We start from the raw sequence: 25346 nt of genomic DNA, 5'->3' as shown, positions 1-25346 counted from the left end.
CAGGACCGTCAGGACCCCTTCACCGAGGAGACCCCTCCATGCTCACCCTCGTCACCGGCTGCCGCGGCCGCGTAGGTTCCGCGCTCGTATCGCTGCTCCACCGCGACGGCCACGCCGTGCGTGCCGCCTCCCGCAACCCCGTCGAACTCTCCCTGCCCTCCGGCGTCCCGTCCGTGGCCTGCGATCTCGGCGACCCCAGCACCTTCGCGGCCGCCCTGGAAGGCGTCGGCTCCGTCTTCCTCTACGCCGAGCCGTCCCACATCACCGAATTCCTCGCCGCCGCCCGGACCGCCGGCGTCGCACACATCGTCCTGCTCTCCTCCAGCTCGGTCCTCGCCCCGGACCCCGGGTCCAACCCGATCGCCGCCTCCCACCACGCGGTGGAACAGGCGCTGAGCGACTCCCCCCTCACCGCCACCCTGCTGCGCCCCGGCGCCTTCGCGGGCAATGCCTACCAGTGGTCGGAGTCCTTCCGGTCCGGCCGCCCCGTCGCACTGCCCTACCCGCACAGCCGGACCAGCCCCATCGACGAGACCGACATCGCCGAAGCGGCACTCGCCGTCCTCACCGACGTACGCCTGCAGGGCTCGGCCTATCACCTGACCGGCCCCGAAACCCTCACCGCCGCCGAGCAGGTCGGGCTCCTGGCCGCGGCGTCGGGCAGCCCCGTCACCGTCGACACCGTGAGCAGGGCCGCCTGGAAGCAGTCCGTGTCCCCCTTCGTCCCCGAGGAGATCGCCGAGGCGCTGCTCGACTACTGGGCCGCCACGGACGGGTCCGCCGCCGAAGTCACCGGCGATACGGAGAAGCTGACCGGCCGTCCGGCCCGTACGTTCGCAGCCTGGGCCGCCGGGCACGCCGCCGCCTTCCGCGCCTGACGCCCGCGCACCGGCCCTCACGCCGCGATCCCGAATCCCATGGCCGGTGCCCCGCCCCGATGGCATCCTGACCAGGTGAACGGACCCGAGATCCACCTCGAAGTCGCCCCCGGACTGCGCCTCTTCGTCGCGCACGAACGACGCCGGGGCCGGACGACCGTGACCACCGACGGCTCGTCCACCCTCGGGCACGTCGTGGAATCGCTCGGAGTTCCGCTGACCGAGGCCGGAGAGCTCCTCGTCGACGGGCGCCCCGTGCCGGTCTCGCACATTCCCGCAGCGGGCGAGACCGTCGAGGTGCGGGCCGTTCGGCGCCCGCAGAACGTGCCGGGCGCACCCCTGCGCTTCCTCCTCGACGTCCACCTCGGCACTCTCGCGCGACGACTGCGGCTGCTCGGCGTCGACGCGGCGTACGAGAGCGAGGACATCGGCGACCCCGCGCTGGCCACCCGGTCGGCGAAGGAGCAGCGGGTCCTGCTCTCCCGGGACCGGGGGCTGCTGCACCGGCGGGAACTCTGGGCGGGGGCGTACGTCTACAGCGACCGCCCCGAGGCGCAGTTGCGCGACGTACTGGAGCGGTTCGCGCCGGACCTCGCCCCGTGGACGCGGTGCACGGCGTGCAACGGACCGCTGGCGGCAGCCGACAAGGACTCCGTCAGCGCGCACCTGGAACACGGCACCCAACGGTCGTACGACGTCTTCGCCCAGTGCACGGAGTGCGACCGGGTGTACTGGCGCGGCGCCCACCACGCCCGCCTGGAGGCGATCGTCACCGAAGCGGTCCGCGAGTTCGGCAACGCCCTGGCCGGACCGGGCCCTTCGGGCGGCTGAACCCGCACACCGCCCCGGCCCGAAGCCCCGTCACTGCCGCTGGGCGGCGTCGCTGTCGCTGTCGCTGTCGCGCAGCCTCTCGACCTGTACCGCGCTCAGCTCCGCCGTGCGCCGCATATGGGTGATGAGGAAAGCGATCTCGTCGTCTCCGTACGCCTCGAACAGCTCGGCCCACCCGCTGTTCAGCCGCTCCCAGACCGCACCGAACTCCGCCATCCGCTCGGGCACGGTCGCGACGAGCACCCGCCGCCGGTCCGCCGTGTCCCGCGCGCGGGTCACGTACCCGGCCCGCTCCAGCCGGTCGACGAGCCGGGTCGCCGACCCTGTGGTGAGCCCGGTCAGCTCCGCGACCCGGCCGGTGGTGACGGGCTCGGCCTCCAGGCCGAGCAGGTTCAGGCACTGCAGATCCGTGGGATGCAGCCGCAGATGGTCGGCGACGGCCTGGTTGAACAGGGCGTACGAGGCCATGTAGCGGCGCGACGTGACGGCCAGCTCGGCCAGCAGCACGCTGCGGCGCGGGACGGATGACTTCTGCGGCATGCAGAGAGTGTACGAAGCAGCCATGGCCGCCCCGGTCCCTCACCACCACCTGCGGCCGCCCGCTCCGGGCCGGAGACGCCGGAGGATGTTGGAGGACGCCGGAGACATCTGAGGCGCGCCCGTACGCCCCGACGGCTCAGAAGACGTACTCGTCCCCCGTGGCGGGCGCCAGCACCTCGTGCTCGCTGTTCTTCGAGAACCGGTCCGTCGCACCGCCGTTCCACACGGTGTCGATCCGGACGACCACCTCCGCCGGCCGGCCCACGAGCTGCAGTTCGAGGGCGAGCTGCTGCTGCTCGGAACCGTCCGCGTGCAACGCACCCGTCCTGCACAGCACGGTCGCCCGATCGGCCTGCAGACACTCCTGCGGCAGCTCCTGGCGGCCCGCCAGCGGTACGGAGACCCGCAGCCGGACGGTGACCCCGGCCAGATCCGCCGGCCCGCGGTTCTCGCTGCGCAGCCAGATCCCGAGCCCGGTACCCCACAGCGAGACATGCCCGTGGTGCGACACATCCGCCTCCGGCGCGATGTTCCGACCCACGGGCGTACCGACGGGCGTACCGACGGCTGCGGCCGTCCCGCCCACACCCAGCGCCACCGTCGACGCCAACGCCGCCGCAGCGGACACCCCCAGCAGAGCCTTACGCGTCACTACCATGCCCTGAAGATACAGATCGTCACTAATTATCCATATATACCCACTGGTTCGGCGCGGCGGCAGGCCGGGTAAGCGCCCGTGACACCCTGCTCCCATGTCCGTGGTCCGTTCCCTCGCGCTCTTCGTCGTCGCCGCCCTCTTCGAGATCGGGGGTGCCTGGCTCGTCTGGCAAGGCGTCCGCGAGCACCGCGGCTGGGCCTGGATCGGCGCGGGCGCCATCGCCCTGGCCACCTACGGCTTCGTCGCCACGCTCCAGCCGGACGGCGAGTTCGGGCGGGTGCTCGCCGCGTACGGCGGGGTCTTCGTCGCGGGATCGATCGCCTGGGGCATGGCGGCCGACGGCTACCGGCCCGACCGCTGGGACGTGACGGGTGCGCTGATCTGCCTGGCCGGCATGGCCGTGATCATGTATGCCCCCCGCAACCACTGACCGCGCCCCTGCCTATCCTGGCTCCCTACCGATCAGCTGCCCGAGGAGCCCGTCATGGCCGCATCCCCCATCGCCGTCATCACCGGAGCGAGCAGTGGCATCGGTGCCGCGACCGCCCGGCAGCTGGCGGCCGCCGGCTTCCGCGTGGTGCTGACCGCCCGCCGCAAGGACCGCATCGAGGCGCTCGCCGCCGAGATCACCGAGGCGGGCCACGAGGCCACGGCCTACGCCCTGGACGTCACCGACCGCGCCGCGGTCGACGAGTTCGCCACCGCGTTCCGCACCCTCGCCGTCCTCGTCAACAACGCCGGCGGCGCGCTCGGAGCCGACCCCGTCGCCACCGGCGACCCGGCGGACTGGCGCCAGATGTACGAGACCAACGTCATCGGCACGCTCAACGTCACCCAGTCCCTGCTCCCCGCCCTCACCGCGGGCGGAAACGGCACGGTGGTCATCCTCACCTCGACGGCCGGCCTCTCCACCTATGAGGGCGGTGGCGGCTACGTGGCCGCCAAGCACGGCGAGCACGTCCTGGCGGAGACCCTCCGCCTGGAGATCGTCGGCACCCCGGTCCGCGTCATCGAGGTCGCCCCCGGCATGGTCAAGACGGAGGAGTTCGCCACCACGCGCTTCCGCGGCGACGCCGAGAAGGCCGCCAAGGTCTACGCGGGCGTCGACGCCCCCCTCACCGCGGACGACGTGGCCGACACGATCACCTGGGCCATCACCCGCCCCAGCCACGTGAACATCGACCTCCTGGTGGTCCGCCCCCGCGCACAGGCCTCCAACTCCAAGGTCCACCGCACCGTTTGACGGCCCGCGCGCAGCCGGACGTGCGGGGTGAGGCTCCCCCCGTAAGCCTCACCCCGCCACCGGCTCACCCCCCGCAGGCCTCACCGCGCCACCGGGTCGCGCGCTCAGCCCTTCACGCAGATGACCTGCTTCAGCTTCGCGACGACCTCGACCAGGTCGCGCTGCTGGTCGATGACCTTCTCGATCGGCTTGTAGGCGCCCGGAATCTCGTCGACGACGCCGGAGTCCTTACGGCATTCCACGCCCCGCGTCTGCTCCTCCAGGTCCTTCGTCGAGAAGCGCCGCTTGGCGGCGTTCCGGCTCATCTTCCGGCCCGCTCCGTGCGAGGCCGAGTTGAAGGACTTCTCGTTGCCGAGGCCCTTCACGATGTACGAGCCGGTGCCCATCGAGCCCGGGATGATCCCGAAGTCACCGGAGCCGGCCCGGATGGCCCCCTTACGGGTGACCAGCAGGTCCATGCCCTCGTACCGCTCCTCCGCCACGTAGTTGTGGTGACAGGAGATGACCGGTTCGAAGGTCACCTTGGCCTTCTTGAACTCCTTGCGGACCACGTCCTGGAAGAGCGCCATCATCACCGCACGGTTGTGCTTCGCGTACTCCTGCGCCCAGAAGAGATCGTTGCGGTAGGCCTGCATCGGCGGGGTGTCCGCGAGGAACACGGCCAGGTCGCGGTCGACAAGGCCCTGGTTGTGCGGCAGCTTCTGCGCCTGGCCGATGTGGAAGTCGGCCAGCTCCTTGCCGATGTTCCGGGAGCCGGAGTGCAGCATCAACCAGACCGAACCCGCCTCGTCGAGACAGAACTCGATGAAGTGGTTCCCCGATCCGAGCGTTCCCATCTGCTTCGTGGCACGCTCCTGCCTGAACTTGACCGCATCGGCCACCCCGTCGAACCGCGCCCAGAAGTCGTCCCAGCGGGTCGCCGCGAGACCGTGCAGCCGGTCCGGGTCCACCGGATCGTCGTGCATACCGCGGCCCACCGGAATGGCCTGCTCGATCTTCGACCGGAGCGGGGACAGGTCACCGGGCAGGTCGTTGGCGGTCAGCGAGGTCTTCACCGCGGACATTCCGCAGCCGATGTCCACGCCCACCGCCGCCGGACAGACCGCACCGTGCATCGCGATCACCGAGCCGACCGTGGCACCCTTGCCGAAGTGGACGTCCGGCATCACGGCGAGGCCCTTGAGCCAGGGCAGGGTGGCGACGTTGCGCAGCTGCTGCATCGCGACGTCCTCGACCGAAGCCGGGTCGGCCCACATGCGGATGGGCACCTTCGCACCCGGCACCTCTACGTACGACATAGTTCCTCGATTCCCCCGAAAAGTCTGAAAACGCAAAACCGGTGCCAAGGTCGGCAAACAGGTCGGCCGACCGGCATTCACAGCGGCGCGTGCGATACACATTGTGTCCACCGGCCGCCATCGAGCGGCAACCGTTTTTCGCGCGAAGGGAGCCCAGGACCGTGCGACGAATGGCGTACGTACCCGGCACCGTGCTGATCGCAGCACTCGTCGCCGGCTGCAGTGCCGGCACCGAAGGCGGCGCATCCGCCGGCGACAGCAAACCCGGCACGCTGACCACCTCCGCCGCACCCCCGGGCAAGTACCTCACCCTTCCCGAGGCCTGCCGGGCCATCCCCCTCGCCACTCTGAACGACCTCCTGCCCGGCGCCGCGCAACTGCCCGAGGCCCAGCAGGAGAAGGTGTACGAGGGCACGCCCGCCAGAACCTTCGACACGGACCGCCGCGTCGGCTGCCGCTGGACCTCCGACGCACCCGACGCCTCCCGCAGCATCGCCATCGACTTCGAGCGCGTCGTCTCGTACGACCCGGCCGTGAGCGATGACGACCGCGCCCGCGAGGTGTACGCGAAGAAGGAGGACGCCGCGGACCTCCCCTCGGCGTCCCTCCCGTCCGACGACGCGGACAAGGAAACGGCCTCGCCCGAGGGCTCCCCCACAGGGACCGCGAAAGCCGGAGCCAAGAGCGCCGGCGGAACCGCCGGAAAGACGGACGCGACGCCGGACGCCGGCACCGGCCCGACCGGAAGCGCGACCGGCAGCGCGGATGACACCGCAGGTGACACCGCGGACGGCGGTACAGCCGGCAGCCCCGCCGAGAACCTCCAGCCCCGCGTCCTCGACACCCTCGGAGACAGTGCATTTCTGGACGATCTGCTCACCCGGGCAGGTTCCACCGCACAGCACCGCACGGTGAGCGTGGTATTCCGCACATCGAACGTCATCGTCACCATCGAGTACACCGCACAGCCGGCCGTCTCCACCGAGGTCCCCGACAGCAAGGAACTGCAGGAGAAGGCCCAGGCACTGGGCGAGAAGCTGGTCGACAGGTTGAGCGAATAGCCCCGCCCCAGGCCTTCCCGGACGGGGCGTCCGCCGCTCCGCGGGCCTCCCGGCCGAGGCGGCATCCGGCGCCCGTCCGTCGTACCGTGGCCCTCCGGAACCGCCCGCCGGCCGAGCGCCGCCCCGGGCCCACCGACCACGCACACCGGACGCGCCGTACCCGACGACCGCGCCCACCGAACACGCCCACCGACCGTCTGGCAGCCCGACCGCCGCGCCACCCGAGTGAAGGAACCATGCACCGATCAGCCCCGCGACTCACCCGCATACTCGCCTGCGCCGCCGTCCCGGTGATGCTCGTCGTCGCCGGCTGCTCGTCGGACTCCGACAGCAAGACGGACGACGCCTCGTCCTCGTCCGCCGCGCCGGACGCGACGAAGACGGAAGCGGCCGTCGCGCCGGCGAAGTTCGCCGCGCTGCCCGACCCGTGCAAGTCGATCACCGCGAAGACCGTCAAGTCCCTGGTCCCCTCGGCCAAGAACAAGAGCGGCACCCGCGGCAAGTCCAGCGACAGCTCCGCCCGCGGCGGCTGCTCGTGGAACGGCCTCGACGACAACGGCGTCAAGGGCTCCCAGTACCGCTGGCTCGATGTCGGCTTCACCCGCTTCGCATCCGACCAGGGCGTGGGCAGCGGTGCCGACCGCGCCCAGGCGGACTACACGAAGCAGGTCGCCAAGGCCCAGGCGGCCGACGGTGCGAAGAAGCTCGCCACGGCCCCCGTCAGCTCCCTCGGCGACCAGGCCACCCAGATCACGTACGACCTCACCAAAACGGGTGAGGACTTCAAGTACGCGACCATCGTCGCCCGTACGGGGAACGTCGTCGTCACCCTCAACTACAACGGCGCGGGCTACGCGGGAGCCAAGACCCCGTCCGCCGCCGACATCCTGAAGGGCGCCCAGAAGGCCGCCAAGGAGGCGGTCGCCTCGGTCTCCACCGCCAACGAGGCCCCGGCAAAGTCCAGCAGCTCGCCGAAGCCCGCCCAGTCCGCCAAGACCAAGGCCTCGGCCAAGGAGACCGGCAACGCGACGGGCAAGACGACCGCCAAGACGACCAGCAAGACCACCAGCAAGGCCGTGGCCAAGAAGACGAGCTGACCGCCCCCGCTCGCCCGGCACCCGGCAGCGGACGGCCCACGAAGCGGTCCGTGAAACAGCCGGCGTGACAGCCGGTGGCCTCAACCCTCCTGCGCAGAAGCGGTTTTGCGAAGCCCGGTCCTCACCCGAGGACCGGGCTTCGCCCCTCCCCGCGCAACGCACCGCTCAGGCATGTGCCAGGCTGTGCCCGCCAGAACTCGAAGTCGTCCCGCTGGTCCGGACGTCGGAGACAAAGAATTGGGGAGGGGTCGCGGGTGGCCGCGATGCAGCTGACACGCACGCACCGGATACTCATCGGGCTCGTGGTCGCCGGTGCGGTGCTCATCGCAGCGATCGGTTTCGCGGGCTCGTACGCGGCCGTGCGCGAACTCGCCGAACAGAAGGGCTTCGGCAGTTTCTCGGTCGTCTTCCCGATCGGCATCGACGCCGGTATCTGCGTCCTCCTCGCGCTGGACCTGTTGCTGACCTGGCTGCGCATCCCGTTCCCGCTGCTGCGTCAGACGGCCTGGCTGCTGACCGCCGCGACGATCGCGTTCAACGGCGCCGCAGCCTGGCCCGACCCGCTGGGCACCGGCATGCACGCCGTGATCCCGGTGCTGTTCGTCGTCTCCGTCGAGGCCGCCCGCCACGCGGTGGGCCGCATCGCCGACATCACGGCCGACAAGCACATGGAGGGCGTCCGCCTCACCCGCTGGCTGCTCTCGCCCGTGCCGACGTTCCGGCTGTGGCGGCGGATGAAGCTGTGGGAGCTGCGGTCGTACGAGCAGGTCATCAAGCTCGAACAGGACCGGCTGATCTACCAGGCCCGCCTCCAGGCCCGCTTCGGCCGCAGCTGGCGCCGCAAGGCCCCCGTCGAGTCCCTGATGCCGCTCCGCCTCGCCAAGTACGGCGTCCCGCTCGCCGACACCGGCCCCGCCGGGCTCGCCGCGGCCGGCATCGAGCCCGCCCTGCTGCCCCCGGCCCCCGCCCAAGCCGCCGCCCCGGCAGCCGCCGTCGCCGTGGAGACGGCCCCGCAGCCCGAACTCGCCTACGCCCCCCAGCAGGAGCAGTACGCCAGGACGGTCCCCGGCGAATGGGCCGAGGAGCAGCAGCCCGCGGAGGGACCCGGCACGCATGAGAGCCCGTGGTTCGCGGCACAGGTTCCGGACGGGGCGTACGAGGGTTCGTACAACCCGACGTACGTCGACGGGCTCGAACCCACTCCGGTCATGATCCCGTCGGGACCCGGTGGCCGCACCCGCCCGCTGGGCAATGTCGGCACGATCGGTGCGGTGCCCGGCCCCCGCAGCGAGCAGACGCCGTTGGCCCCCGAGGCCGACGAGGCGCAGGCCCCGGGTCAGGCCCAGATCCCGGTGCAGGAGCAGGTCCCTGCGCAGGAGCAGGTCGCGGTGCAGGAGCAGCAGCCGCTGCCCGTCGTCGAGGCCGCCGACGAGTGGGCCGAGGAGTGGGCGCAGGAGGACGCGGAGTTCAGCGAGATCGCTTACGAGGTCTTCGCCGCGTTCGTGACGCAGCACAGCACGTACCCCAGCATCGAGGTCCTCGACATACACCTGTCGGACGGCCACAACGTGCGGCACCCGCGCAGCATGGCCCTGCTCCGCCAGCTGATCCAGGGCTTCAAGAACCGCTACCACGCCGAACTCGAGGCCGACCACATCGCGTGAGCCGCTGACCGGCGCCGCATGTCCGGCCGACGCCCGGCCATCCACTTCAGGAACGACGAAGGGCCGCCACCCGCATCACCGGGTGGCGGCCCTTCGTCATACGTGAGCGCGGGCCCGGGGCCCGGCGCCGGCGGCTACGCGCCGAGCAGCCTGCGCACCCGGTCCGCCCCCACCGCGAGCAGCAGCGTGGGCAGGCGGGGGCCGGTGTCCCGGCTGACCAGCAGTCGGTACAGCAGCGCGAAGAACGACCGCTGTGCCGTCTTCAGCTCCGGCGTCGGCTTGGCGTCGGCCTCCAGCCCGGCCAGCACCTTCGGCACGCCGTAGACAAGCGTGGTCAGCCCGTCCAGGGACCAGTGCGAGTCCAGCCCCTCCAGGAGCAGGCGCAGCGACTCGCGTCCCTGCTCGTCCAGCGAGCCGAGCAGCTCCTTGTCCGGCTCGTCGCGGACGATGGTGCGGGCCTCGGCCGGGACCTGGGTGGTGATCCAGTTCTCGGCCCGGTCGAGCCGCGGCCTGGCCTCGTCGAGCGAGGTCAGCGGGTGCTCCGGGTCCAGCTCGCTGAGGATGCGCAGCGTCTGGTCCTCGGCCCCGGCGGTGATGTCGGCGACCGAGGCGAGGGTCCGGTACGGCAGCGGGTGCGGCGTGCTGGGCAGCTCACCTGCGGCCGTGCCGATCGCCCGGGCGTACGCGGCGGCGTCGGCCGGCAGCACGGAACCGTCGGCGACCTTGCGGCCCAGCGAGTCCCACTCGTCGTAGAGCCGCTGGATCTCCTGGTCGAAGGCGATCTTGAAGGACTGGTTGGGCCTGCGGCGCGCGTACAGCCAGCGCAGCAGCGGCGCCTCCATGATCTTCAGCGCGTCGGCCGGGGTCGGCACGCCGCCCTTGGAGGAGGACATCTTCGCCATGCCGGAGATGCCGACGAAGGCGTACATCGGGCCGATCGGCTGCACGCCGTCGAAGATCTCGCGGACGATCTGGCCGCCGACGACGAACGACGACCCGGGCGAGGAGTGGTCCACCCCGCTCGGCTCGAAGATCACGCCCTCGTACGCCCAGCGCATCGGCCAGTCGACCTTCCAGACGAGCTTGCCGCGGTTGAACTCCTTCAGCCGGACCGTTTCGGCGAAGCCGCAGGCCGTGCAGGTGTAGTTCAGCTCGGTGCTCTCGTCGTCGTACGACGTGACCGTGGTGAGGTCCTTCTCGCAGTTGCCGCAGTAGGGCTTGTACGGGAAGTAGCCGGCCGAGCCGCCGCTGCCGTCGTCCTCGCTCGCCGCGCCGGAGCCCGCCTCGGCCTCCAGCTCGGCCTCGTCGACCTTCTTCTGCTGCGGCTTCTTGCCGCCCTTGGCGCCTGCCGCCGGGTCCTTCTTGGTCCGGTAGCGGTCCAGGACGGCGTCGATGTCCGCGCGGTGGCGCATCGAGTGCAGGATCTGCTCGCGGTACGTCCCCGCCAGGTACTGCTCCGTCTGGCTGATTCCGTCGTACTCGACACCCAGCTCGTCCAGGGCCGCCGTCATGGCGGCCTTGAAGTGCTCGGCCCAGTTCGCATACGCGGACCCGGCCGGGGCGGGCACCGAGGTGAGCGGCTTGCCGATGTGCTCGGCCCAGGACGCGTCGACGCCCTCGACGCCGTTCGGCACCTTGCGGTAGCGGTCGTAGTCGTCCCACGAGATCAGGTGCCGGACGGTGTGGCCGCGGCGGCGGATCTCGTCGGCGACCAGGTGCGGGGTCATGACCTCGCGGAGGTTGCCCAGGTGGATCGGGCCCGACGGGGAAAGACCGGACGCGACGACGACCGGTTTGCCAGGCGCACGACGCTCCGATTCGGCGATGACCTCGTCCGCGAAGCGGGAGACCCAGTCGGTCTCGGTGCTGCTCTGACTCTGAGCCACGGTCGGCACGTCCTTCTCTCTTGTAGGACTCGTAGGGGCGTGCACCATTCTCCCAGGTACCACCCACAGCGCGAAAACGGCTTTACAGGGCGTGGGATACTTGGGGTCATCCCTTGTACCCCCTACGGAAACGGCAGCCCGTCCCATGCCTGAGCACGGCTCGGTCCAGTCCCTCGCTTCCACGCTCCAGCAGCAGCTGTCGGACGCCCTGACGGCAGCCCTGCCGGATGCCGGCACCGCGGACCCGCTGCTGCGCCGAAGCGACCGGGCCGACTTCCAGGCAAACGGCATCCTGGCGCTCGCGAAGAAGCTCAAGGGCAACCCGCGCGAGCTGGCCGCCCAGGTCACCGGCGCCCTCCCGGCGACGGACCTGATCAAGGACATCGAGGTCTCCGGGCCCGGCTTCCTGAACATCACGCTCTCGGACAAGGCGATCATCGAGACGCTCGCCGCGCGCGCCGCGGACGACGAGGGCCGGCTCGGCGTGCCGTACAACGCCGCCGCCGGCACCACCGTCATCGACTACGCCCAGCCGAACGTGGCCAAGGAGATGCACGTCGGCCACCTGCGGTCCGCCGTGATCGGCGACGCGATGGCGCAGATCCTGGAGTTCACCGGCGAGACCGTCGTCCGGCGGCACCACATCGGCGACTGGGGCACCCAGTTCGGCATGCTCATCCAGTACCTGATCGAGCACCCCGCCGAGCTGAACCACGAAGGCGGCGAGGGCGGTCAGGGCGACGGCGAAGCCGCCATGTCCTCCCTGAACCGGCTCTACAAGGCCTCGCGGCTCCTGTTCGACTCCGACGAGGAGTTCAAGGCCCGCTCGCGGGACCGGGTGGTCGCCCTCCAGGCCGGTGAGCCGGAGACGCTCGCCATGTGGCAGCGGTTCGTCGACGAGTCGAAGATCTACTTCTACTCCGTCTTCGACAAGCTCGACATGGAGATCAGCGACCCCGACATCGTCGGCGAGTCCGGCTACAACGACATGCTCGAAGAGACCTGCCGGATCCTGGAGGAGACGGGCGTCGCCGTCCGCTCCGAGGGTGCGCTGTGCGTCTTCTTCGACGACGTGAAGGGCCCGGACGGCAACCCGACCCCGCTGATCGTCAAGAAGACGAACGGCGGCTACGGCTACGCGGCCACCGACCTCTCCGCGATCCGCGACCGGGTGCAGAACCTCAAGGCGGACAGCCTGCTGTACGTGGTGGACGTGCGGCAGTCCCTGCACTTCAAGATGGTCTTCGAGACGGCCCGGCGGGCCGGCTGGCTGAACGACGGCGTCAAGGCGCACCAGCTGGCGTTCGGCACCGTGCTCGGCAAGGACGGCAAGCCGTTCAAGACCCGTGAGGGCGTCACCGTCCGGCTGGAGGAGCTGCTGGACGAGGCGGTCGAGCGGGCAACGGCCGTGGTCCGGGAGAAGGCCGAGAAGATCGGCCTGTCCGAGGACGAGATCGTCGAGAACGGCCGGTACGTCGGCGTCGGCGCCGTGAAGTACGCGGACCTGTCGACCTCCGCCGTGCGGGACTACAAGTTCGACCTGGACCAGATGGTGTCGCTGCACGGCGACACGTCCGTCTACCTCCAGTACGCCTACGCGCGGATCCGGTCGATCCTGCGCAAGGCCGGGGACGCGAAGCCGGTCGCGCACCCGGAGCTGGAACTGGCCCCGGCCGAGCGGGCGCTGGGTCTGCACCTGGACCGGTTCGGCGAGGTGCTGTCCGAGGTGGCGGAGGGCTACGAGCCGCACAAGCTGGCCGCGTACCTCTACCAGCTCGCCTCGCTCTACACGACGTTCTACGACCAGTGCCACGTCCTGAGCGACGAGAACCCGGCCGAGGTCGTCGAGAACCGGCTCTTCCTCTGCGACGTCACCGCCCGCACCCTGCACCAGGGAATGGCGCTGCTCGGCATCAAGACCCCCGAGCGGCTCTGACCCCTCGCGTGCGGCTGAGGCCGTCCTCGGCCGCACGCGAACGTACGGAACCACGGCTTCGCCCGCACCCGCACCGGACATCGGTGGGGGTGCGGGCTGTTTACGCGTACGTGTGCCGTACGTGTGCTCAGGGCCGGCGGCTGCCGACGGCGTACGCCATGCCCCAGGCCGCGGCCGCGCCGGCCAGGGTCGTGATGCCGGTGAACGACTCCGCCCATGCCTTGGCCGGGAAGAAGGCGTCGGCCTCGAGCGCGTCCCTGACCGCGTAGATGTCGCCGAGGTCGTACAGCACCGGGAACAGATAGTTCGTGAAGCCGAAGAAGATGCCCAGTGCAGTCAGGAAGCCCGCTGCGGCATGGGCCCCGCCGCTGCGCCCGCCGACCCTGCCGACAACGGCGCCGACGGCGGCGGCGATGAGGAGGGCGGCCAGTCCGTAGACGACACGGAAGGTCGTCTCCGAGGCAGGGCTGCTCTTGTACACGGCGAAGAGTGCGCCGCTGAGGACCAGTGACATCACGAAGGAGATCGGCAGGCCGAGGAAGAAGGCACCGACCGCGTTGCCGGAGCGGGGCTGCTGGGGTGCACCGGGGTAGGGCTGCTGGGCGTAGCCGCCGCCGGGGTACGGCTGCTGCTGGGGGAAACCCCCGAAACCCTGGGGCGGGGCGGCCGGAGGCATCTGCGGCGGCGCGGGCGGCTGGGCCGGGGCCTGGAGGTACGGGTTGGGGGCGGGCTGGTACGGCTGCGGCTCTTGTTGCCAGTGCTGACTCATGACTGATCCCCCGCGGACAGGTAGTGGTGAGAGGCCAAGCTACCAACGAGAGCTGGGGGAAAGGCAGTCCGCGCGTTCCGTAGCGACGACCGGACGCTGTTGGCCGGTCCGGGGCCCTGTTCGCTTCGCCTCACCGATCGAGCGGTCGGCAGGGCGGCATACCGTGAAGGCTGGTGCGGTTACGGCCCAGCGGTGTGCCGGCGGCGGACCGGCGTCACACAGCCGGAATCGGCCGGCAGCATCCCCTCGGTGGATGCGGGCCCCGGCATCCCTCGGCGTATGCGGGCCCCCGCCCCGAGAGCTGTCCCGGGCCGCCGCTACTGGGGCCGCCCCAGGGCCCACCCCGATACGTCCGACAACCGGCCGCGCCACAGCGGCAGTCGCAGCGGAGCCCCGCCGCCGAACATGAGCGTGGCGTCCCGCAGGTGGATCCACCGGGGCAGCCGCCGGGCGTTCTCGTCGGCGCGCAGCTCCTTGATTCCCTGGTCCACCGTCTCGGGGAACTCGGCGATGAGATCGGCCCCTTCGCCCTCGACCTGCCGCAGGCTCCTGGTCCATTCCGCCTTCCATTCCTCGTGCCCGATCACGTCACCGTGCAGCACACCGGTGGGGATGGTCAGCGTGAGCGGCAGCCCTGAGCGCATCTCCCGGTCGAGCAACTGGACCAGCAGCTGGAGCTGAAGGTCGGGTACCGGCTCGGTGATCACCGCAGCCGAGTCCGGTGCGTGGCCTGCGGACTCGTACATGAGCTGTTCCCTTCGCCGCGGCGGCGCGGCCGGAAGCAGATCCGCGCGAACCGGATGGTCTGGTCCCGCTCACCTTCCCCGAAGGAGGGGCCGCACGCCTCGAAGTCGCGTACGACTCGCGGAAGTCCGGCTGCGCCGGCAACGAGGGCGGCGCGTGCGTCGATGCTGCCGAACCCCTCCGCTGCAACATCGAGCAGAATCCGACATTGGACTTGACCAATTTTCGAATGTATGAAAATCATGATCGGAGTCGCCACAGAACCTTCATAACTGCTCCGCAGGAGAACCACGCATCATGCGTATACCCACCACTGCTGCCCTCGCGGCACTCGGCGGTGCCCTGGTACTCGGGCTCACCGTCGCTCCGGCCGCCCAGGCCACGCCCACCCCGACGGACTGCACCACCGGCGCCTTCGGAATCGCCGGTAAGTACGGCGAGTTCGTCCTCGGGGACGACGTCCACTCCCCCGACGCGGAAGGTGCCGTGGCCGTCGGCGGCAACGCCGACTTCCGGGGCGGGTTCAGCGTCGCCAACGAGCTGTCGGCCGCCGAGGTCGACGCCCTGCCCGGCCGGGCGTCGCTCGTCGTCCGCGGCGACCTGCTCAACGGTGGCTCGGCCACCGTCGTGATGAAGGGCAACGCGGTCGTCGGCGGCAAGGTCACGGACCGGGCCGTCGAACTGCACAACGGCACCTTCAGCCAGAAGGCCGGACTCATCGACTTCGACGCGGAGTTCGCCAAGCTCAGGTCCTACTCCACCACGCTGGCCGAGGAGCCCACGACCTCCGGCACCCAGGTGCGGCTCGACGGGAACCGGCTGACGCTGGAGGGCGGCGACAGCGGCCGTAACGTCTTCTCGGTGCCGGCGGACCAGCTGGAGAAGGCCAAGGAGGTCTTCATCAAGGTTCCGGCCGGGGCGACGACGATCGTCAACGTCAGCGGCCAGGACTACGACATGGCGGCCGCCGGGACCACGGGCTTCTTCCTGTCGGGTGGTCAGGACTTCGTCCTGGACGACAAGCTGCAGAGCACGTCCGGGGGCAAGGTGCGGGCCAAGCTGCTGTGGAACTTCCCCGACGCCACCAAGGTCACCAAGAACAGCCAGGCCGCCTGGCCCGGCAGTGTGCTCGCCCCCAAGGCCCACCTGGAGCTGGGAACGGCGGCACCGGTCAACGGTTCGGTGTGGGTGGCCTCCCTGCACGGTTCGGGCGGGGCCGAGACACACCACTTCCCCTTCACCGGCTGCCTCCCCGAGGTCCCCGGCGGAGAGACCCCGACACCCGGCACGACCCCGGGCACCACCCCTGCGACGACGCCGCCGGCGACGGGCACCCCGTCGGCCCCGGTGACCTCACCGTCCGGGAGCGCCACTCCGTCGGACAGCCCGTCCGGATCCGCGACGCCCGCCACCCCGGCCCCGTCCGGCAGCCCCGCACCGGGCGCCGCCGGCGGCGGTGAGGGCGACCTGGCCTCGACCGGCAGCAGCGGCACGATCCCGATCGTCATCGGCGGCGCGGCGGTACTCGCCGCAGGCGCCGGCCTCGTCGTGGTGGCCCGCCGCCGCAAGCAGGCCTGACCCACCCCGTAAGACACACGCCGGGCGCGGATCCACCGCGCCCGGCGCCTCGGTCGCGGATCAGGGCGGCGTGTACCGGATCCGCTTCCGGCCGGACGGGCCGGACGGGCCGGACGGGTCAAGCGGGTCAAGCGGGCCGGACGGGTCAAGCGGGCCGGACCGGCCGTCGTCAGTTGCCCTGCCCCTCCAGCGACTCCGAGATGTCCTCCCACTCGGCCGTATCGTGCCGGTATTCGTACACGGGCCGGTTCTTCATACCGGCCGTACGGAACGGCTTGCCGTTGTCGTCGATGCGCAACGTCCCGCTCCGGTCCCCGCTGGACCACTCCAGCTCCAGGTACCAGGTCACATCGTGGTCCTCGGTGTGCGCGTCGAGGCGGAACACCTCCACGTCGGTGGAGCTCACCCGGTACGGGAAGTTCTTCGCCGGTACGGCCTTGCCGGCGTCCTCACCGGCGACCGGCCGCGATACGGGCTGGCTGTCGTCCAGGTCGATATTGAACGTCTGCGGCACGATGCCGCTCCCGCAGCCCTCCCCCATCGAGTACGCGGGCCAGTCGGTCGCGGCCTCCTGCTTCACCACCCGGACATGGAGCGCCTTCAGGACGACAGCCTCCTGCGACGCTCCCTGCGCGGTGAGCTCGATCAGCATCTTCCCCCCGTCCACCCCGCCCAGCTGCGCCGCCCAGCTGCGCCTGGCCCTGTCCGCAGCGTCGGGCACCGGCGGCATGCCCTGGGGGTCCCGGTCGAGCAGGAAGTACTGTCCGCAGGGCCAGTCCCAGTTGTACGCACTGAGGGTGGCGGTCACCGGCACCCCCTGAGACACGGCGCCCTTCCCTCCCTTACCGTCCCCCCCCTGGGGGGCGGTCGACTTCGCGGCCGTGGCGGTGGGTGACGCGGACCCACCGGTCGCGGACGGCGAGGGCTTCTTCGAAGGACTCGGCGACGGGGACTTGCTGCTACTCCGGCTCGGAGTCACCGGTGCGCTGCTGCGGGGCGTGTCCATACCCTCCTCGCGGGTGCGGTCGCCCGAGTAGTGGCTGATCGCCAACGCGGTGGGCACGGTGAGCGCCACGACCGCGACGGCCGCGAGCAGGACACGCAGCCGCTTGCCGGACAACCGGCGCGGGGCCGGCGCGGCACCGGCGCTCCGCGCATCCGGCGTCACGTCCTCGGACGCCGCTGAGCCGAGGGCCGTCTCCTCCGCTTCCGCTTCCGGTCCTGGTTCCGGTTCTCCTCCCGGCCCCGGTCCCGGTCGCGGCTCATGCCCGTTCTCCGGCTCCTGCGGTGGGGCCGCGAGCTCCGACGTCACCATCGACGGCTCGAACGCCCCGGCAGCCTCCGCCTTCCGGGCCCCTCGCCGCTTCGCCTCGTCGGCGAGGATCCACTGCCGGTGCAGCGCCACCAACTCGTCCGACGGCGCACGGCACACGCGCGCGAAACGTTCGACCGGCGCGTAGTCGTGCGGAACCGCCTCCCCGTTGCAGTACCGGTGGATCGTGGAGGTGCTCATGTGCAGCTTCTGGGCGAGCGCTCCGTAGCTCAGCCCCGAGCGCTGCTTCAGCCCCCTGAGCAATGCGGCGAAGTCCTGGATCTCCGTGCCCACCCTGACCGTTCCCCTCTGCTGCCCTCCCGGAACGGCGTCCCAGGCAGGTGATGTCATTGCAGGTCAGAGGCCATGTTTCCGTTCCAGCGTCCCGTACCCGCCGGCAATCGTTGCCACCGGATCCGACGACCGGACACGATGTTGGAACACACCGCAGCAGCTCCCCGGCAAGGGCAAGCAGCGCGACTCGTACACCCACCACTTGCCCGTCCCCGGGAGCCGCCGTGCGTACTCGTCCTCAACTCAGCCTGACCGATGCAGTGGCCACAGGAGTTCTGATCGCCTCTGTCGCAACCGTCATCGCACTCCTGTGGAACCTCTGACCACACGTCATTGTCCAGTACATCCGTCAGCTGCAGGTGCGCCAAAGCGGCGCCCCACACTCCGCACCAACTAACGAACGGAAATACACCTCATGCGTACCCTCAACTTCCGCCGCGCCGCCCGCACCTCCGCCCTCGGCGCAGTCGCACTCATCGCCTCCCTGTCCCTGACGGCCTGCCAGGGCGACGACCCGGCGCCGTACGACGCCCTCGCCTCCGCTTCGCCCGGCTCGGCCACCCAGACCCCGGCGGAGAGCGCCGGCGCCTCCGGCGACAAGGCCACGAAGGCCCCCTCCACCGACCAGGGCGAGAACTCCACCGGCTCGGGCTCCGGTTCGGGCTCCGGCAGCGGCAGCGGCACGTCCACGACCAAGCCGAAGGGTGACAGCGGCGACAGCGGCGAGACGGCCACGGAGACCTGCACCGGTGCGAACACCAAGCTGTCGATCACCGAGGTGAGCCGCCCCGTCAACCACATGCTGCTCACGATGACCAACACCGGCTCGAAGGCCTGCAACGCCTTTTACTACCCGTACCTGAAGTTCGGCGAGGCCCAGTCCGTGCCGAACACCTTCGAGGACAGCAAGCCGCAGGCTGTCACGACCATCAACCCGGGTGAGTCCGCCTACGCCGGCGTCATGACCTCGATGGCCGACGGCAGCGGCTCGAACGGTTACTCCACCAAGGACCTGGGCGTCAGCTTCCAGAACCGCGACGGCAACTCCGACAACACCGGCTCGTCGGTCAGCGTGCCGCTCTCCAAGAGCACCTACGTGGACAGCAGCCTGAGCGTCACCTACTGGCAGATGAGCATGAGCGACGCGCTCCAGTACTGAACTGCCCGGAGGATCGGACGGCCATCGGCGTAGTGAGCACGACCGGCTCCTTCGTCGTGGCCCTGATCCACCTCCACTGAACGCCACAGACCACACCACCGCACTTCACGGGGAGTACCACCATGCGCAACCACCGCATCCGCACCACCGCCCTCGCCGCCACCGCCCTCCTGGCCGCCCTCTCCCTCACCGCGTGCAGCAGCGACGACGGCAGCAGCAGCAGCGCCAAGGCGGGATCGGCCGCCCACACGGCCGTCAAGCAGTCCCCGCCCCCCACCGCCGCGCCGGACAAGAACACCACCGACGCCGACACGGGCACAGGCACCGGCACCGGCACCGGCACCGGCACCGGCACAGGCACCGGCAGCACGCCCGACAACACCGTCGCCCCCGCAAAGACCGACGGGAAGAGCGCCGGGAAGAACAGCACCGGCTCCACGAACCGGGCAGGCAGCGGCAGCACCACCAGCCGCACCCCCGTCACCTGCGACGGCGCGAACACCAAGACCACCGTCACCAAGGTGAGCCGCCCCATCAACCACCTGCTGCTGACCCTGACCAACACAGGCGGCCGCCCCTGCTACGCGTACTACGCACCCAAGCTCCGGTTCGACGACGCGCAGGCCGTCTTCCCGATCCTGGACGACAGCCGGCCGCAGGCCGTCGTGACGCTCGACCCGGGCCAGTCCGCGTACGCCGCCATCGGCCTGACCGGCGAGCCCGGCGCCGGCCCGGCCCCGCGCGAGGCCACCCACCTTCAGGTGCACTTCTCCGGCCGGAGCCCCGAGGGCTCCACGGGCTCCCCGGCCGAGCTGACGCTCCCGGCCAACACCTACTGGGACGACAACGGCTTCGTCACCTTCTGGCAGACCGAGATGGCCGACGCGCTCAGCTACTGAACCGCACCACCCCCGGACCGGTCCTCCGCCCCGTGCGGCAGGGCCGCTTCGTGGCGCTCTGCGCACGGCCGGCCGAAGGTTCTGGAAGCGGCCAGGCGCCCGGGCCCCACGGCGATTCTTCCGAATGGCTGTGCCGGCCAGGTGCGGATGGCGGCGCGGTAGTTGGTGACGGCCTTGTCATAGGCGGTGGCTACGCTGCGGGAATGAGTAACGCGATGTGGGATGCCCTGGCAGCGACACCCCTTCCGGAAGTACGGCGCCGCGCGGCCGTCATGGACGACCTGGCCGAGGTCAAGCCGGTGACGGTGGCCGGCGCACGCCGTCTGGCCTGGAACGACAGCGGCGGCCAGTCCGCGGTCTGGTACTTCGCGGAGGACGGCCGCGTGCTGCTGCTGACGTTCGACCACGAGTCGGACCTGAATCTGTACGCCGAGGAGGATTTCGCCCTTCAGGAGTCCTTCTACGAGGGCGTCCCCGGATCCCTCGTCGCCCTGGTCCGCGACCGTCCCGAGAACTACGAGTCGCTGAACCTCACGGACTCCGCGACAGGCCGGACGATCCACTACGCAGGCGGTGTCTTCTGGTACGACGGCACTCGCTGGCACGTGTCCGACGCCCTGGCGGAGTACTGCCGCCGCGAGGACACGGACCTCTTCGGCGAGTCCGGCTTCGACTACTGCCTGGGCGGCTACCGCTTCGGCCAGGACTTCACCCCAGAGACCATCGTGGCCCTCCGGGACGAGGACGGCCGGTACGAGGACGAGAAGGAGAAGGAAGCGGAGCTGGCCGGCCTCCGCGAGGTCTTCGCCCGGCACGGCTAGAAGCGCCTGCTTGGCTGGAGGCGCGAGTATGTGTCACGCGCAGAGCCTCCGGCCAGCACCTCGCACACGCGCTTGAGTAGGCGCACCTGCCCACATAGGTGATCGGCTTCAGCAGTCGACGGGCCTTCCCTACGGTTCGTTCGTCAGGCAGAACCTGGCCCTACGATCAACGCCATGGCCATGTTCGTGCACCTGACACCCGCCGCGAACGCGGCCCGCATCCGCAGGTCCGGCATACGCGCCGTCAGCCACGGCCCCGACGGCGACAAGGGCCTGTTCTGCTTCCCGGTACTCCCCTCCTACACGCTGACCCACCAGTGGCTGCGCGAACTGGCCCGCCACGAAGGCCCGCGCGGCCTCGTCGCCGTCCAGCTCCGGCTGCCGGACGACGAGCCCGTCACCGTCGGCCACTACAGCAACCGGCCGGGCCGGGCCCACACCACCACCACCGCGAGCGACGCAGTGCGCAGGGTGGCCGCACTGGAGGACCCGCGCGGCTGGGAGGTCTTCCTCCCCCGGGCGGCGGCCCGAGCCGAGGTCCACAACGTACGAGCGGTCCGCCAGGTCACCGGCTGGCGCTACTTCCCCGGCTCCAACGGCACGCCGCCCTGCACCTGTTACGGCTGCCGGGTGCGCGGCGAGTACGGGTCGCAGCGCCTGCGCCGCCGCCGGCCGCACCCGCTGGACGGACCGGCGCCCGCGACTCCCGTCCTGCTCGCCCGGATCGCCGAAGCGGGCGACCCCGGCGATGCCGCGCAGCTGTGCGCGACCCTGCACTGGTTCGGCTTCCGCCGACGGGGACCGCTCTCCCAATTGGCCCACCTCGCCGACCATCCCGACCCCGCCGTCCGGGTGGCCCTGGTCGAGGCCGTGGCCCGCTGGCGGACCCCCGGAGTCGACGTGCTGCTCCAACAGCTGGCCGAGGACCCGGACGAGGACGTACGCGAGGCCGTCGGCTTCACGGACCGGCTGCCCCCGGCCTGACCCGACCGCCCCGAACACCCTCAGCCGAACTCGCACCACACGACCTTCCCGGGCACCCGCTCCCCCACCCCCCACCGGTCCGCCAGCGCGTCGACGATCACCAGCCCCCGCCCCGACTCCCCGTCGGGCTCACGCACCCCGGGCTCCCTGCCCCTCGTCCCGCAGCCACAGCATCAGGGACGAGATCGACGCGCACGTAACCAAGCGGCTGGAACGCCAGGAGATCCTGCGCCGCGACGTGCCACCCACCACCAGCTTCGTCATCTCCGAGGCCGTCGTCCGGGACCGCCTCGGCGGCGACGAGTCGTCTCGCGAGACACTGCACCACCTGCGGACTTACGCCAGAACTTCGGGCATCTCGCTGCGACGCTGCGAACGCAGGCCCTCAACACCGAGAACACAGAAGCCCTGTTGGACCGGCTGCTAGGAGCAGTTATGAGCACCGCACGCGAGTGGTTCAAGTCCAGCTACAGCGGCAGCGACGGCGGCGCCTGCCTCGAAGTCGCCTACGACTGGAAGAAGTCGAGCTACAGCAGCGAGCAGGGCGGCGCCTGCGTGGAGATCGCCGCACACCCCGCCGCCGTCCACGTCCGCGACTCCAAGAACCCCGAGGGCCCCGCGCTCACCCTCGCCCCCACCGCCTGGTCGGCCTTCGCCGCGCACATCGGCTCCTGAGCAACCAACGGACCGACCAACGGACCGACCGGCGCAGCGGCCGACTGTCAGTGGCCGCCCGTACGCTCCTGGACATGGCGACGCTTCCGAACCCGCTCCCGTCCCTGGCCACGTCAGGGCTCCCACTCCCGCCCGGCACCCTCGTGGACGCCACGACCGACGGGCCGTGGCACGAACCGCTGCTCTGGTACGCGGACGGGCCTGCGGCCCCCGGCACTTGGGCCTCGCTGCGCGACGCGGGGCGGGCCCTCGGGCTGCTCCCCGTGCTCATCGACCGCGGCAGCCGCGACCAGGGGCCCGAGGCATGGGACCTCGGCCCGGCCGACACGTCGTACCCTGGCGACCATGACGCCGAGGAGGTCCTGAGCGAGATCTGGGACGCCTACGCGGAGGACGAGCTCGACACCGAGAACGCATGGCCGGGGCTGGCGCCCACCCCCCTGGCCGACGGTCCGGACAACCCGGAGAAGCTGGCTGCCGAGATGGCGGACATGCTGGCGGCTGACGGCATGCCGCTGGAGGACGCACGCCTGGCGCTCGTCCCGGCAAGGCGCAGTGCGGACATCCCGGCCGCGATCGGCTGGAGCGGGCCGCTCAACCACGAGAACGACGTCGCGCGGCTCTGCGCGGTCCTGCGCTCCTGGGAGGACCGCTTCGGCATACGGGTCCTGTCGCTCGGCTTCGACACCCTGACGGTCAGCGTGGCACGCCCGCCCACCACCGAGGCGGAGGCCCTTGCCCTGGCCGCCGAACACTTCGCGTTCTGCCCGGACAACATCCAGCAGTCCACGCTCAACACCCTTGAGGCCTATGCGGAGAAGGCGCTGCTGAACCAGGAGGGCTGGTCCTTCTGGTGGGACTGAGGCGCACCGGCGACCCGGGCCGCCGGATTCCCGTCACGCTCCGGACAACCTGCTCGTGATCCGGAGCATCTCCTCTCACAAGTCCGTACCCCCGCTGCGGACGGTGAACGAGGAGCTGAAGCATGCCCCGACGCCTCATCCGCACCATCCGCCCGAAACTCCCGCACGGACGCCGAGTCGACTACCCCCGCCGAGGGAGAACCAACTGGCTTCGCTGGGTCCCCTCGTGGCGACAGGTGCTGAGCGGGGCACTGCTCGGAATCGGTGTGCTGGCCGGGCTGTTCGCCGCGATGTACGCGTCCGTCGACGTACCCGACGAGAACATCGAGGCGCGCAGGCAGGGCACCGTCTACTACTGGGCGGACGGCAGCCAGTTGGTGAGCGTGGGCGAGGTCAACCGGCAGAACGTCACGCTCGCCGACATACCCGACTCGATGGAGAACGCGGTCATCGCCGCCGAGAACGAGACCTTCTACTCCGACGCGGGAGTATCGGTGACGGGGATCGCCCGCGCGGCCGTCAGCATGGTCAAGGGCGGTGAGACCCAGGGCGGTTCCACCATCACCCAGCAGTACGTGAAGAACAGCTATCTCAGCCAGGAGCAGTCGGCGAGCCGGAAGTTCAGGGAGTTCTTCATCTCGCTCAAGCTGAGCAACAAGCAGAGCAAGGCCCAGATCCTCCAGGGATATCTGAACACCAGCTGGTTCGGCCGCGGCGCCTACGGCATCCAGGCAGCGGCGGTCACGTACTACGGAATCCCCGCGAAAGAGCTCGACCCCAGCCAGACGGCGATGCTCGCGTCGCTGCTCAAGGGCGCGGAGGAGTACGACCCCGCCGGCGGCAAGGGCAATCACGAACGCGCCGTCGACCGCTGGAAGTGGGTCCTGGACCGACAGGTCGAGACCGGCATGATGACGCAGGGCGAACGGGACGCCTACACGAAGTTCCCCGAGCCGCGGAAGGCCGTCAAGCCGACCAGCCTCGGCGGCCAGACCGGCTATCTCGTCGACATCGCCAACAAGTACATCAAGAAGCGCTCGGGCCTCACCGCCAAGGACCTCGCCCGGGGCGGCTACCGGGTGCACACCACCTTCGAGAAGGCCAGGGTGCAACAGCTGGAGCGGGCCGTGCGGAGCGTACGCAAGCGCGACCTGGACCCCAAGAAGCGCCCCGAGGACAAGTACGTCGAGGTCGGCGCCGCGTCCGTGCGGCCCGATGACGGGGCCGTGGTCGCGGTGTACGGCGGAGCCGACGCGATCACCCGCTTCGCCAACAACGCCGACACCACGGGCGTCCCCGTCGGCTCGGCCTTCAAGCCCTTCGTGCTGGCCGCGGCACTTCAGAACGACGACGGAATCACCCTGGACAGCGGCTACGACAGCACCGGGCGCCTGATCACGAGGCCCCCGCTCACGGTGACGCCCACGGACCGGCCGGGTGCCCGTCCCCTCCCGGTGCAGGTCGAGGTGGAGACGACCCTGCGCGACGCGCTGATCAGATCGGCCAACGTCACCTTCGTACGACTCGGCAAGCACATCGGGCTGAAGAAGGTGAAGAAGATGGCGGTCGCGGCCGGGCTCCACGAGGAGAGCCTGGCCCGCCTGGACAAGTCCTTCCCCCTCGGCACGTCCACTCCGAGCGCGGTCAGGATGGCGGACGCGTACGGCGCCTTCAGCAACGAAGGCATCAGGGCCGATCCCTACTCGGTGACCGGGATGACGCGGGACGGCGAGACGGTCGAGGGCTTCGGTAAGCCAGAACCTCAGCGCGCGATGGACGCCTCGGTGGCGAACGATGTGAACAACACCCTGGGGATCGCCGCCTGGACGTCGCTGGCGCGGGACAGGCAGTTCGACGCACTGTCCGGTTCCGAAGCGCTCGACGACCTCTCGGGCGGCGCGACCGACAGGGACGACCGGATGAGGTCGGCCTGGTTCATCGGCCACGCCCAGGGACTGACCACGGCCGTGACGATGTTCCGCAACAAGCCGGGCACCCCTCAACTGCTGGGAATGCAGGGCGTCGGCGGCGACGACGCTGAGCGCGGCAATGCCCTCCCGCTCCGGATCTGGACCTCCTACGCCACCGGAAAGTAGGCCCACCGGAAAGAAGGTTCACCGGCCCGGCGAACCGGACCCGTTACGCGAAAGTCCCGC

Annotated in this window: 24 protein-coding genes and 1 pseudogene; 17 read left to right on the top strand and 8 right to left on the bottom strand. The window is 70.6% G+C overall.

The window, feature by feature from the left end:
* Positions 1 to 38 precede the first annotated feature (38 nt).
* Both ACIOEW_RS22225 and ACIOEW_RS22220 read left to right on the top strand, forming a co-directional pair.
* Positions 39 to 878, top strand: a complete 840-nt coding sequence (locus tag ACIOEW_RS22225; RefSeq protein ID WP_401965252.1) for an NAD(P)H-binding protein — start codon at positions 39 to 41, stop codon at positions 876 to 878.
* Positions 879 to 953: 75 nt separating this feature from the next.
* Positions 954 to 1709, top strand: a complete 756-nt coding sequence (locus ACIOEW_RS22220) for a Mut7-C RNAse domain-containing protein (RefSeq protein ID WP_401965250.1) — start codon at positions 954 to 956, stop codon at positions 1707 to 1709.
* 30 nt (positions 1710 to 1739) lie between these two features.
* Here ACIOEW_RS22220 and ACIOEW_RS22215 read toward each other — a convergent pair whose 3' ends face one another.
* Positions 1740 to 2249, bottom strand: coding sequence for a MarR family winged helix-turn-helix transcriptional regulator (locus ACIOEW_RS22215; RefSeq protein ID WP_401965249.1), 510 nt, complete (start codon positions 2247 to 2249; stop codon positions 1740 to 1742).
* A 136-nt stretch (positions 2250 to 2385) separates the two neighbouring features.
* Positions 2386 to 2907, bottom strand: a complete 522-nt coding sequence (locus ACIOEW_RS22210; protein ID WP_401965248.1) for a hypothetical protein — start codon at positions 2905 to 2907, stop codon at positions 2386 to 2388.
* A 94-nt stretch (positions 2908 to 3001) separates the two neighbouring features.
* Here ACIOEW_RS22210 and ACIOEW_RS22205 point away from each other — a divergent pair, with 94 nt between their 5' ends.
* Complete coding sequence (locus tag ACIOEW_RS22205; protein WP_350991699.1) at positions 3002 to 3337, top strand: YnfA family protein; 336 nt, start codon at positions 3002 to 3004, stop codon at positions 3335 to 3337.
* A 54-nt stretch (positions 3338 to 3391) separates the two neighbouring features.
* Complete coding sequence (locus ACIOEW_RS22200) at positions 3392 to 4150, top strand: SDR family oxidoreductase (RefSeq protein ID WP_362553782.1); 759 nt, start codon at positions 3392 to 3394, stop codon at positions 4148 to 4150.
* A 104-nt stretch (positions 4151 to 4254) separates the two neighbouring features.
* Here ACIOEW_RS22200 and ACIOEW_RS22195 read toward each other — a convergent pair whose 3' ends face one another.
* Positions 4255 to 5448, bottom strand: coding sequence for an RtcB family protein (locus ACIOEW_RS22195; RefSeq protein WP_401965247.1), 1194 nt, complete (start codon positions 5446 to 5448; stop codon positions 4255 to 4257).
* Positions 5449 to 5618: 170 nt separating this feature from the next.
* Here ACIOEW_RS22195 and ACIOEW_RS22190 point away from each other — a divergent pair, with 170 nt between their 5' ends.
* The 3 genes from ACIOEW_RS22190 to ACIOEW_RS22180 all read left to right on the top strand — a co-directional run bounded on the left by ACIOEW_RS22190 (position 5619) and on the right by ACIOEW_RS22180 (position 9270).
* Positions 5619 to 6509 carry a DUF3558 domain-containing protein gene (locus tag ACIOEW_RS22190; protein ID WP_362553788.1) on the top strand — a complete coding sequence of 297 codons (891 nt, stop codon included), beginning with the start codon at positions 5619 to 5621 and terminating at the stop codon, positions 6507 to 6509.
* 236 nt (positions 6510 to 6745) lie between these two features.
* Positions 6746 to 7606: a DUF3558 family protein gene (locus ACIOEW_RS22185; protein WP_401965245.1), complete on the top strand. Its 861-nt coding sequence runs from the start codon at positions 6746 to 6748 to the stop codon at positions 7604 to 7606.
* Between the two features lie 254 nt (positions 7607 to 7860).
* Positions 7861 to 9270: a DUF2637 domain-containing protein gene (locus tag ACIOEW_RS22180; protein WP_401965244.1), complete on the top strand. Its 1410-nt coding sequence runs from the start codon at positions 7861 to 7863 to the stop codon at positions 9268 to 9270.
* Between the two features lie 134 nt (positions 9271 to 9404).
* On the opposite strand, the gene lysS is transcribed toward ACIOEW_RS22180, so the two are convergent.
* Positions 9405 to 11165 (bottom strand): lysine--tRNA ligase, encoded by a 1761-nt coding sequence (gene lysS, locus ACIOEW_RS22175; RefSeq protein WP_362553796.1) that lies wholly within the window; start codon positions 11163 to 11165, stop codon positions 9405 to 9407.
* A gap of 136 nt (positions 11166 to 11301) precedes the next feature.
* Here lysS and argS point away from each other — a divergent pair, with 136 nt between their 5' ends.
* Positions 11302 to 13092, top strand: a complete 1791-nt coding sequence (gene argS / locus ACIOEW_RS22170) for an arginine--tRNA ligase (protein ID WP_401965243.1) — start codon at positions 11302 to 11304, stop codon at positions 13090 to 13092.
* Between the two features lie 127 nt (positions 13093 to 13219).
* Here argS and ACIOEW_RS22165 read toward each other — a convergent pair whose 3' ends face one another.
* Positions 13220 to 13861, bottom strand: a complete 642-nt coding sequence (locus tag ACIOEW_RS22165; protein ID WP_401965242.1) for a hypothetical protein — start codon at positions 13859 to 13861, stop codon at positions 13220 to 13222.
* A 317-nt stretch (positions 13862 to 14178) separates the two neighbouring features.
* On the bottom strand, positions 14179 to 14607 hold the full coding sequence (locus tag ACIOEW_RS22160; RefSeq protein ID WP_401965241.1) for a hypothetical protein: 429 nt from the start codon (positions 14605 to 14607) through the stop codon (positions 14179 to 14181).
* 295 nt (positions 14608 to 14902) lie between these two features.
* Here ACIOEW_RS22160 and ACIOEW_RS22155 point away from each other — a divergent pair, with 295 nt between their 5' ends.
* The gene (locus ACIOEW_RS22155; protein WP_401965240.1) at positions 14903 to 16183 is read left to right on the top strand and encodes a choice-of-anchor A family protein; all 1281 of its coding nucleotides are present in this window, start codon (positions 14903 to 14905) and stop codon (positions 16181 to 16183) included.
* A gap of 169 nt (positions 16184 to 16352) precedes the next feature.
* Here ACIOEW_RS22155 and ACIOEW_RS22150 read toward each other — a convergent pair whose 3' ends face one another.
* Positions 16353 to 17789: a helix-turn-helix domain-containing protein gene (locus tag ACIOEW_RS22150; RefSeq protein ID WP_401965238.1), complete on the bottom strand. Its 1437-nt coding sequence runs from the start codon at positions 17787 to 17789 to the stop codon at positions 16353 to 16355.
* 415 nt (positions 17790 to 18204) lie between these two features.
* On the opposite strand from ACIOEW_RS22150, the gene ACIOEW_RS22145 reads away from it, so the two are divergent.
* From ACIOEW_RS22145 to ACIOEW_RS22130, 4 genes are all read left to right on the top strand, one after another.
* Complete coding sequence (locus ACIOEW_RS22145) at positions 18205 to 18948, top strand: DUF4232 domain-containing protein (RefSeq protein ID WP_401965236.1); 744 nt, start codon at positions 18205 to 18207, stop codon at positions 18946 to 18948.
* Positions 18949 to 19070: 122 nt separating this feature from the next.
* Entirely contained in the window at positions 19071 to 19847 is a 777-nt protein-coding gene (locus ACIOEW_RS22140; protein ID WP_401965235.1) for a DUF4232 domain-containing protein, read from the top strand.
* Between the two features lie 203 nt (positions 19848 to 20050).
* Positions 20051 to 20668, top strand: a complete 618-nt coding sequence (locus ACIOEW_RS22135; protein WP_401965234.1) for a hypothetical protein — start codon at positions 20051 to 20053, stop codon at positions 20666 to 20668.
* A 174-nt stretch (positions 20669 to 20842) separates the two neighbouring features.
* Complete coding sequence (locus ACIOEW_RS22130; protein WP_401965233.1) at positions 20843 to 21652, top strand: HEAT repeat domain-containing protein; 810 nt, start codon at positions 20843 to 20845, stop codon at positions 21650 to 21652.
* Between the two features lie 20 nt (positions 21653 to 21672).
* Here ACIOEW_RS22130 and ACIOEW_RS22125 read toward each other — a convergent pair.
* A pseudogene (locus tag ACIOEW_RS22125) lies at positions 21673 to 21795 on the bottom strand (ATP-binding protein); the annotation flags it as partial.
* A gap of 29 nt (positions 21796 to 21824) precedes the next feature.
* On the opposite strand from ACIOEW_RS22125, the gene ACIOEW_RS22120 reads away from it, so the two are divergent.
* The 4 genes from ACIOEW_RS22120 to ACIOEW_RS22105 all read left to right on the top strand — a co-directional run bounded on the left by ACIOEW_RS22120 (position 21825) and on the right by ACIOEW_RS22105 (position 25286).
* Positions 21825 to 22079 carry a Scr1 family TA system antitoxin-like transcriptional regulator gene (locus ACIOEW_RS22120; protein ID WP_401965761.1) on the top strand — a complete coding sequence of 85 codons (255 nt, stop codon included), beginning with the start codon at positions 21825 to 21827 and terminating at the stop codon, positions 22077 to 22079.
* A gap of 8 nt (positions 22080 to 22087) precedes the next feature.
* Positions 22088 to 22327: a DUF397 domain-containing protein gene (locus ACIOEW_RS22115; RefSeq protein WP_401965232.1), complete on the top strand. Its 240-nt coding sequence runs from the start codon at positions 22088 to 22090 to the stop codon at positions 22325 to 22327.
* A 74-nt stretch (positions 22328 to 22401) separates the two neighbouring features.
* Complete coding sequence (locus ACIOEW_RS22110) at positions 22402 to 23190, top strand: DUF4253 domain-containing protein (protein ID WP_401965231.1); 789 nt, start codon at positions 22402 to 22404, stop codon at positions 23188 to 23190.
* Between the two features lie 122 nt (positions 23191 to 23312).
* Positions 23313 to 25286 carry a transglycosylase domain-containing protein gene (locus ACIOEW_RS22105; RefSeq protein ID WP_401965229.1) on the top strand — a complete coding sequence of 658 codons (1974 nt, stop codon included), beginning with the start codon at positions 23313 to 23315 and terminating at the stop codon, positions 25284 to 25286.
* The last annotated feature ends 60 nt before the right edge of the window (positions 25287 to 25346 follow it).

This window comes from Streptomyces sp. NPDC087901, from assembly GCF_044742205.1.
Lineage (GTDB): Bacteria > Actinomycetota > Actinomycetes > Streptomycetales > Streptomycetaceae > Streptomyces.
The sequence above is the reverse complement of the archived record's forward strand: the minus strand, read 5'-3'. Positions and strand labels throughout refer to the sequence as shown.

Coding starts and splice junctions, on each gene's coding strand:
- ACIOEW_RS22225 (WP_401965252.1), top strand. CDS start 39: ATGCTCACCCTCGTCACCGGCTGCCGCGGCCGCGTAGGTTCCGCGCTC.
- ACIOEW_RS22215 (WP_401965249.1), bottom strand. CDS start 2,249: ATGCCGCAGAAGTCATCCGTCCCGCGCCGCAGCGTGCTGCTGGCCGAG.
- ACIOEW_RS22210 (WP_401965248.1), bottom strand. CDS start 2,907: ATGGTAGTGACGCGTAAGGCTCTGCTGGGGGTGTCCGCTGCGGCGGCG.
- ACIOEW_RS22205 (WP_350991699.1), top strand. CDS start 3,002: ATGTCCGTGGTCCGTTCCCTCGCGCTCTTCGTCGTCGCCGCCCTCTTC.
- ACIOEW_RS22200 (WP_362553782.1), top strand. CDS start 3,392: ATGGCCGCATCCCCCATCGCCGTCATCACCGGAGCGAGCAGTGGCATC.
- ACIOEW_RS22195 (WP_401965247.1), bottom strand. CDS start 5,448: ATGTCGTACGTAGAGGTGCCGGGTGCGAAGGTGCCCATCCGCATGTGG.
- ACIOEW_RS22190 (WP_362553788.1), top strand. CDS start 5,619: ATGGCGTACGTACCCGGCACCGTGCTGATCGCAGCACTCGTCGCCGGC.
- ACIOEW_RS22185 (WP_401965245.1), top strand. CDS start 6,746: ATGCACCGATCAGCCCCGCGACTCACCCGCATACTCGCCTGCGCCGCC.
- argS (WP_401965243.1), top strand. CDS start 11,302: ATGCCTGAGCACGGCTCGGTCCAGTCCCTCGCTTCCACGCTCCAGCAG.
- ACIOEW_RS22165 (WP_401965242.1), bottom strand. CDS start 13,861: ATGAGTCAGCACTGGCAACAAGAGCCGCAGCCGTACCAGCCCGCCCCC.
- ACIOEW_RS22160 (WP_401965241.1), bottom strand. CDS start 14,607: ATGTACGAGTCCGCAGGCCACGCACCGGACTCGGCTGCGGTGATCACC.
- ACIOEW_RS22155 (WP_401965240.1), top strand. CDS start 14,903: ATGCGTATACCCACCACTGCTGCCCTCGCGGCACTCGGCGGTGCCCTG.
- ACIOEW_RS22145 (WP_401965236.1), top strand. CDS start 18,205: ATGCGTACCCTCAACTTCCGCCGCGCCGCCCGCACCTCCGCCCTCGGC.
- ACIOEW_RS22140 (WP_401965235.1), top strand. CDS start 19,071: ATGCGCAACCACCGCATCCGCACCACCGCCCTCGCCGCCACCGCCCTC.
- ACIOEW_RS22135 (WP_401965234.1), top strand. CDS start 20,051: ATGAGTAACGCGATGTGGGATGCCCTGGCAGCGACACCCCTTCCGGAA.
- ACIOEW_RS22130 (WP_401965233.1), top strand. CDS start 20,843: ATGGCCATGTTCGTGCACCTGACACCCGCCGCGAACGCGGCCCGCATC.
- ACIOEW_RS22115 (WP_401965232.1), top strand. CDS start 22,088: ATGAGCACCGCACGCGAGTGGTTCAAGTCCAGCTACAGCGGCAGCGAC.
- ACIOEW_RS22110 (WP_401965231.1), top strand. CDS start 22,402: ATGGCGACGCTTCCGAACCCGCTCCCGTCCCTGGCCACGTCAGGGCTC.
- ACIOEW_RS22105 (WP_401965229.1), top strand. CDS start 23,313: ATGCCCCGACGCCTCATCCGCACCATCCGCCCGAAACTCCCGCACGGA.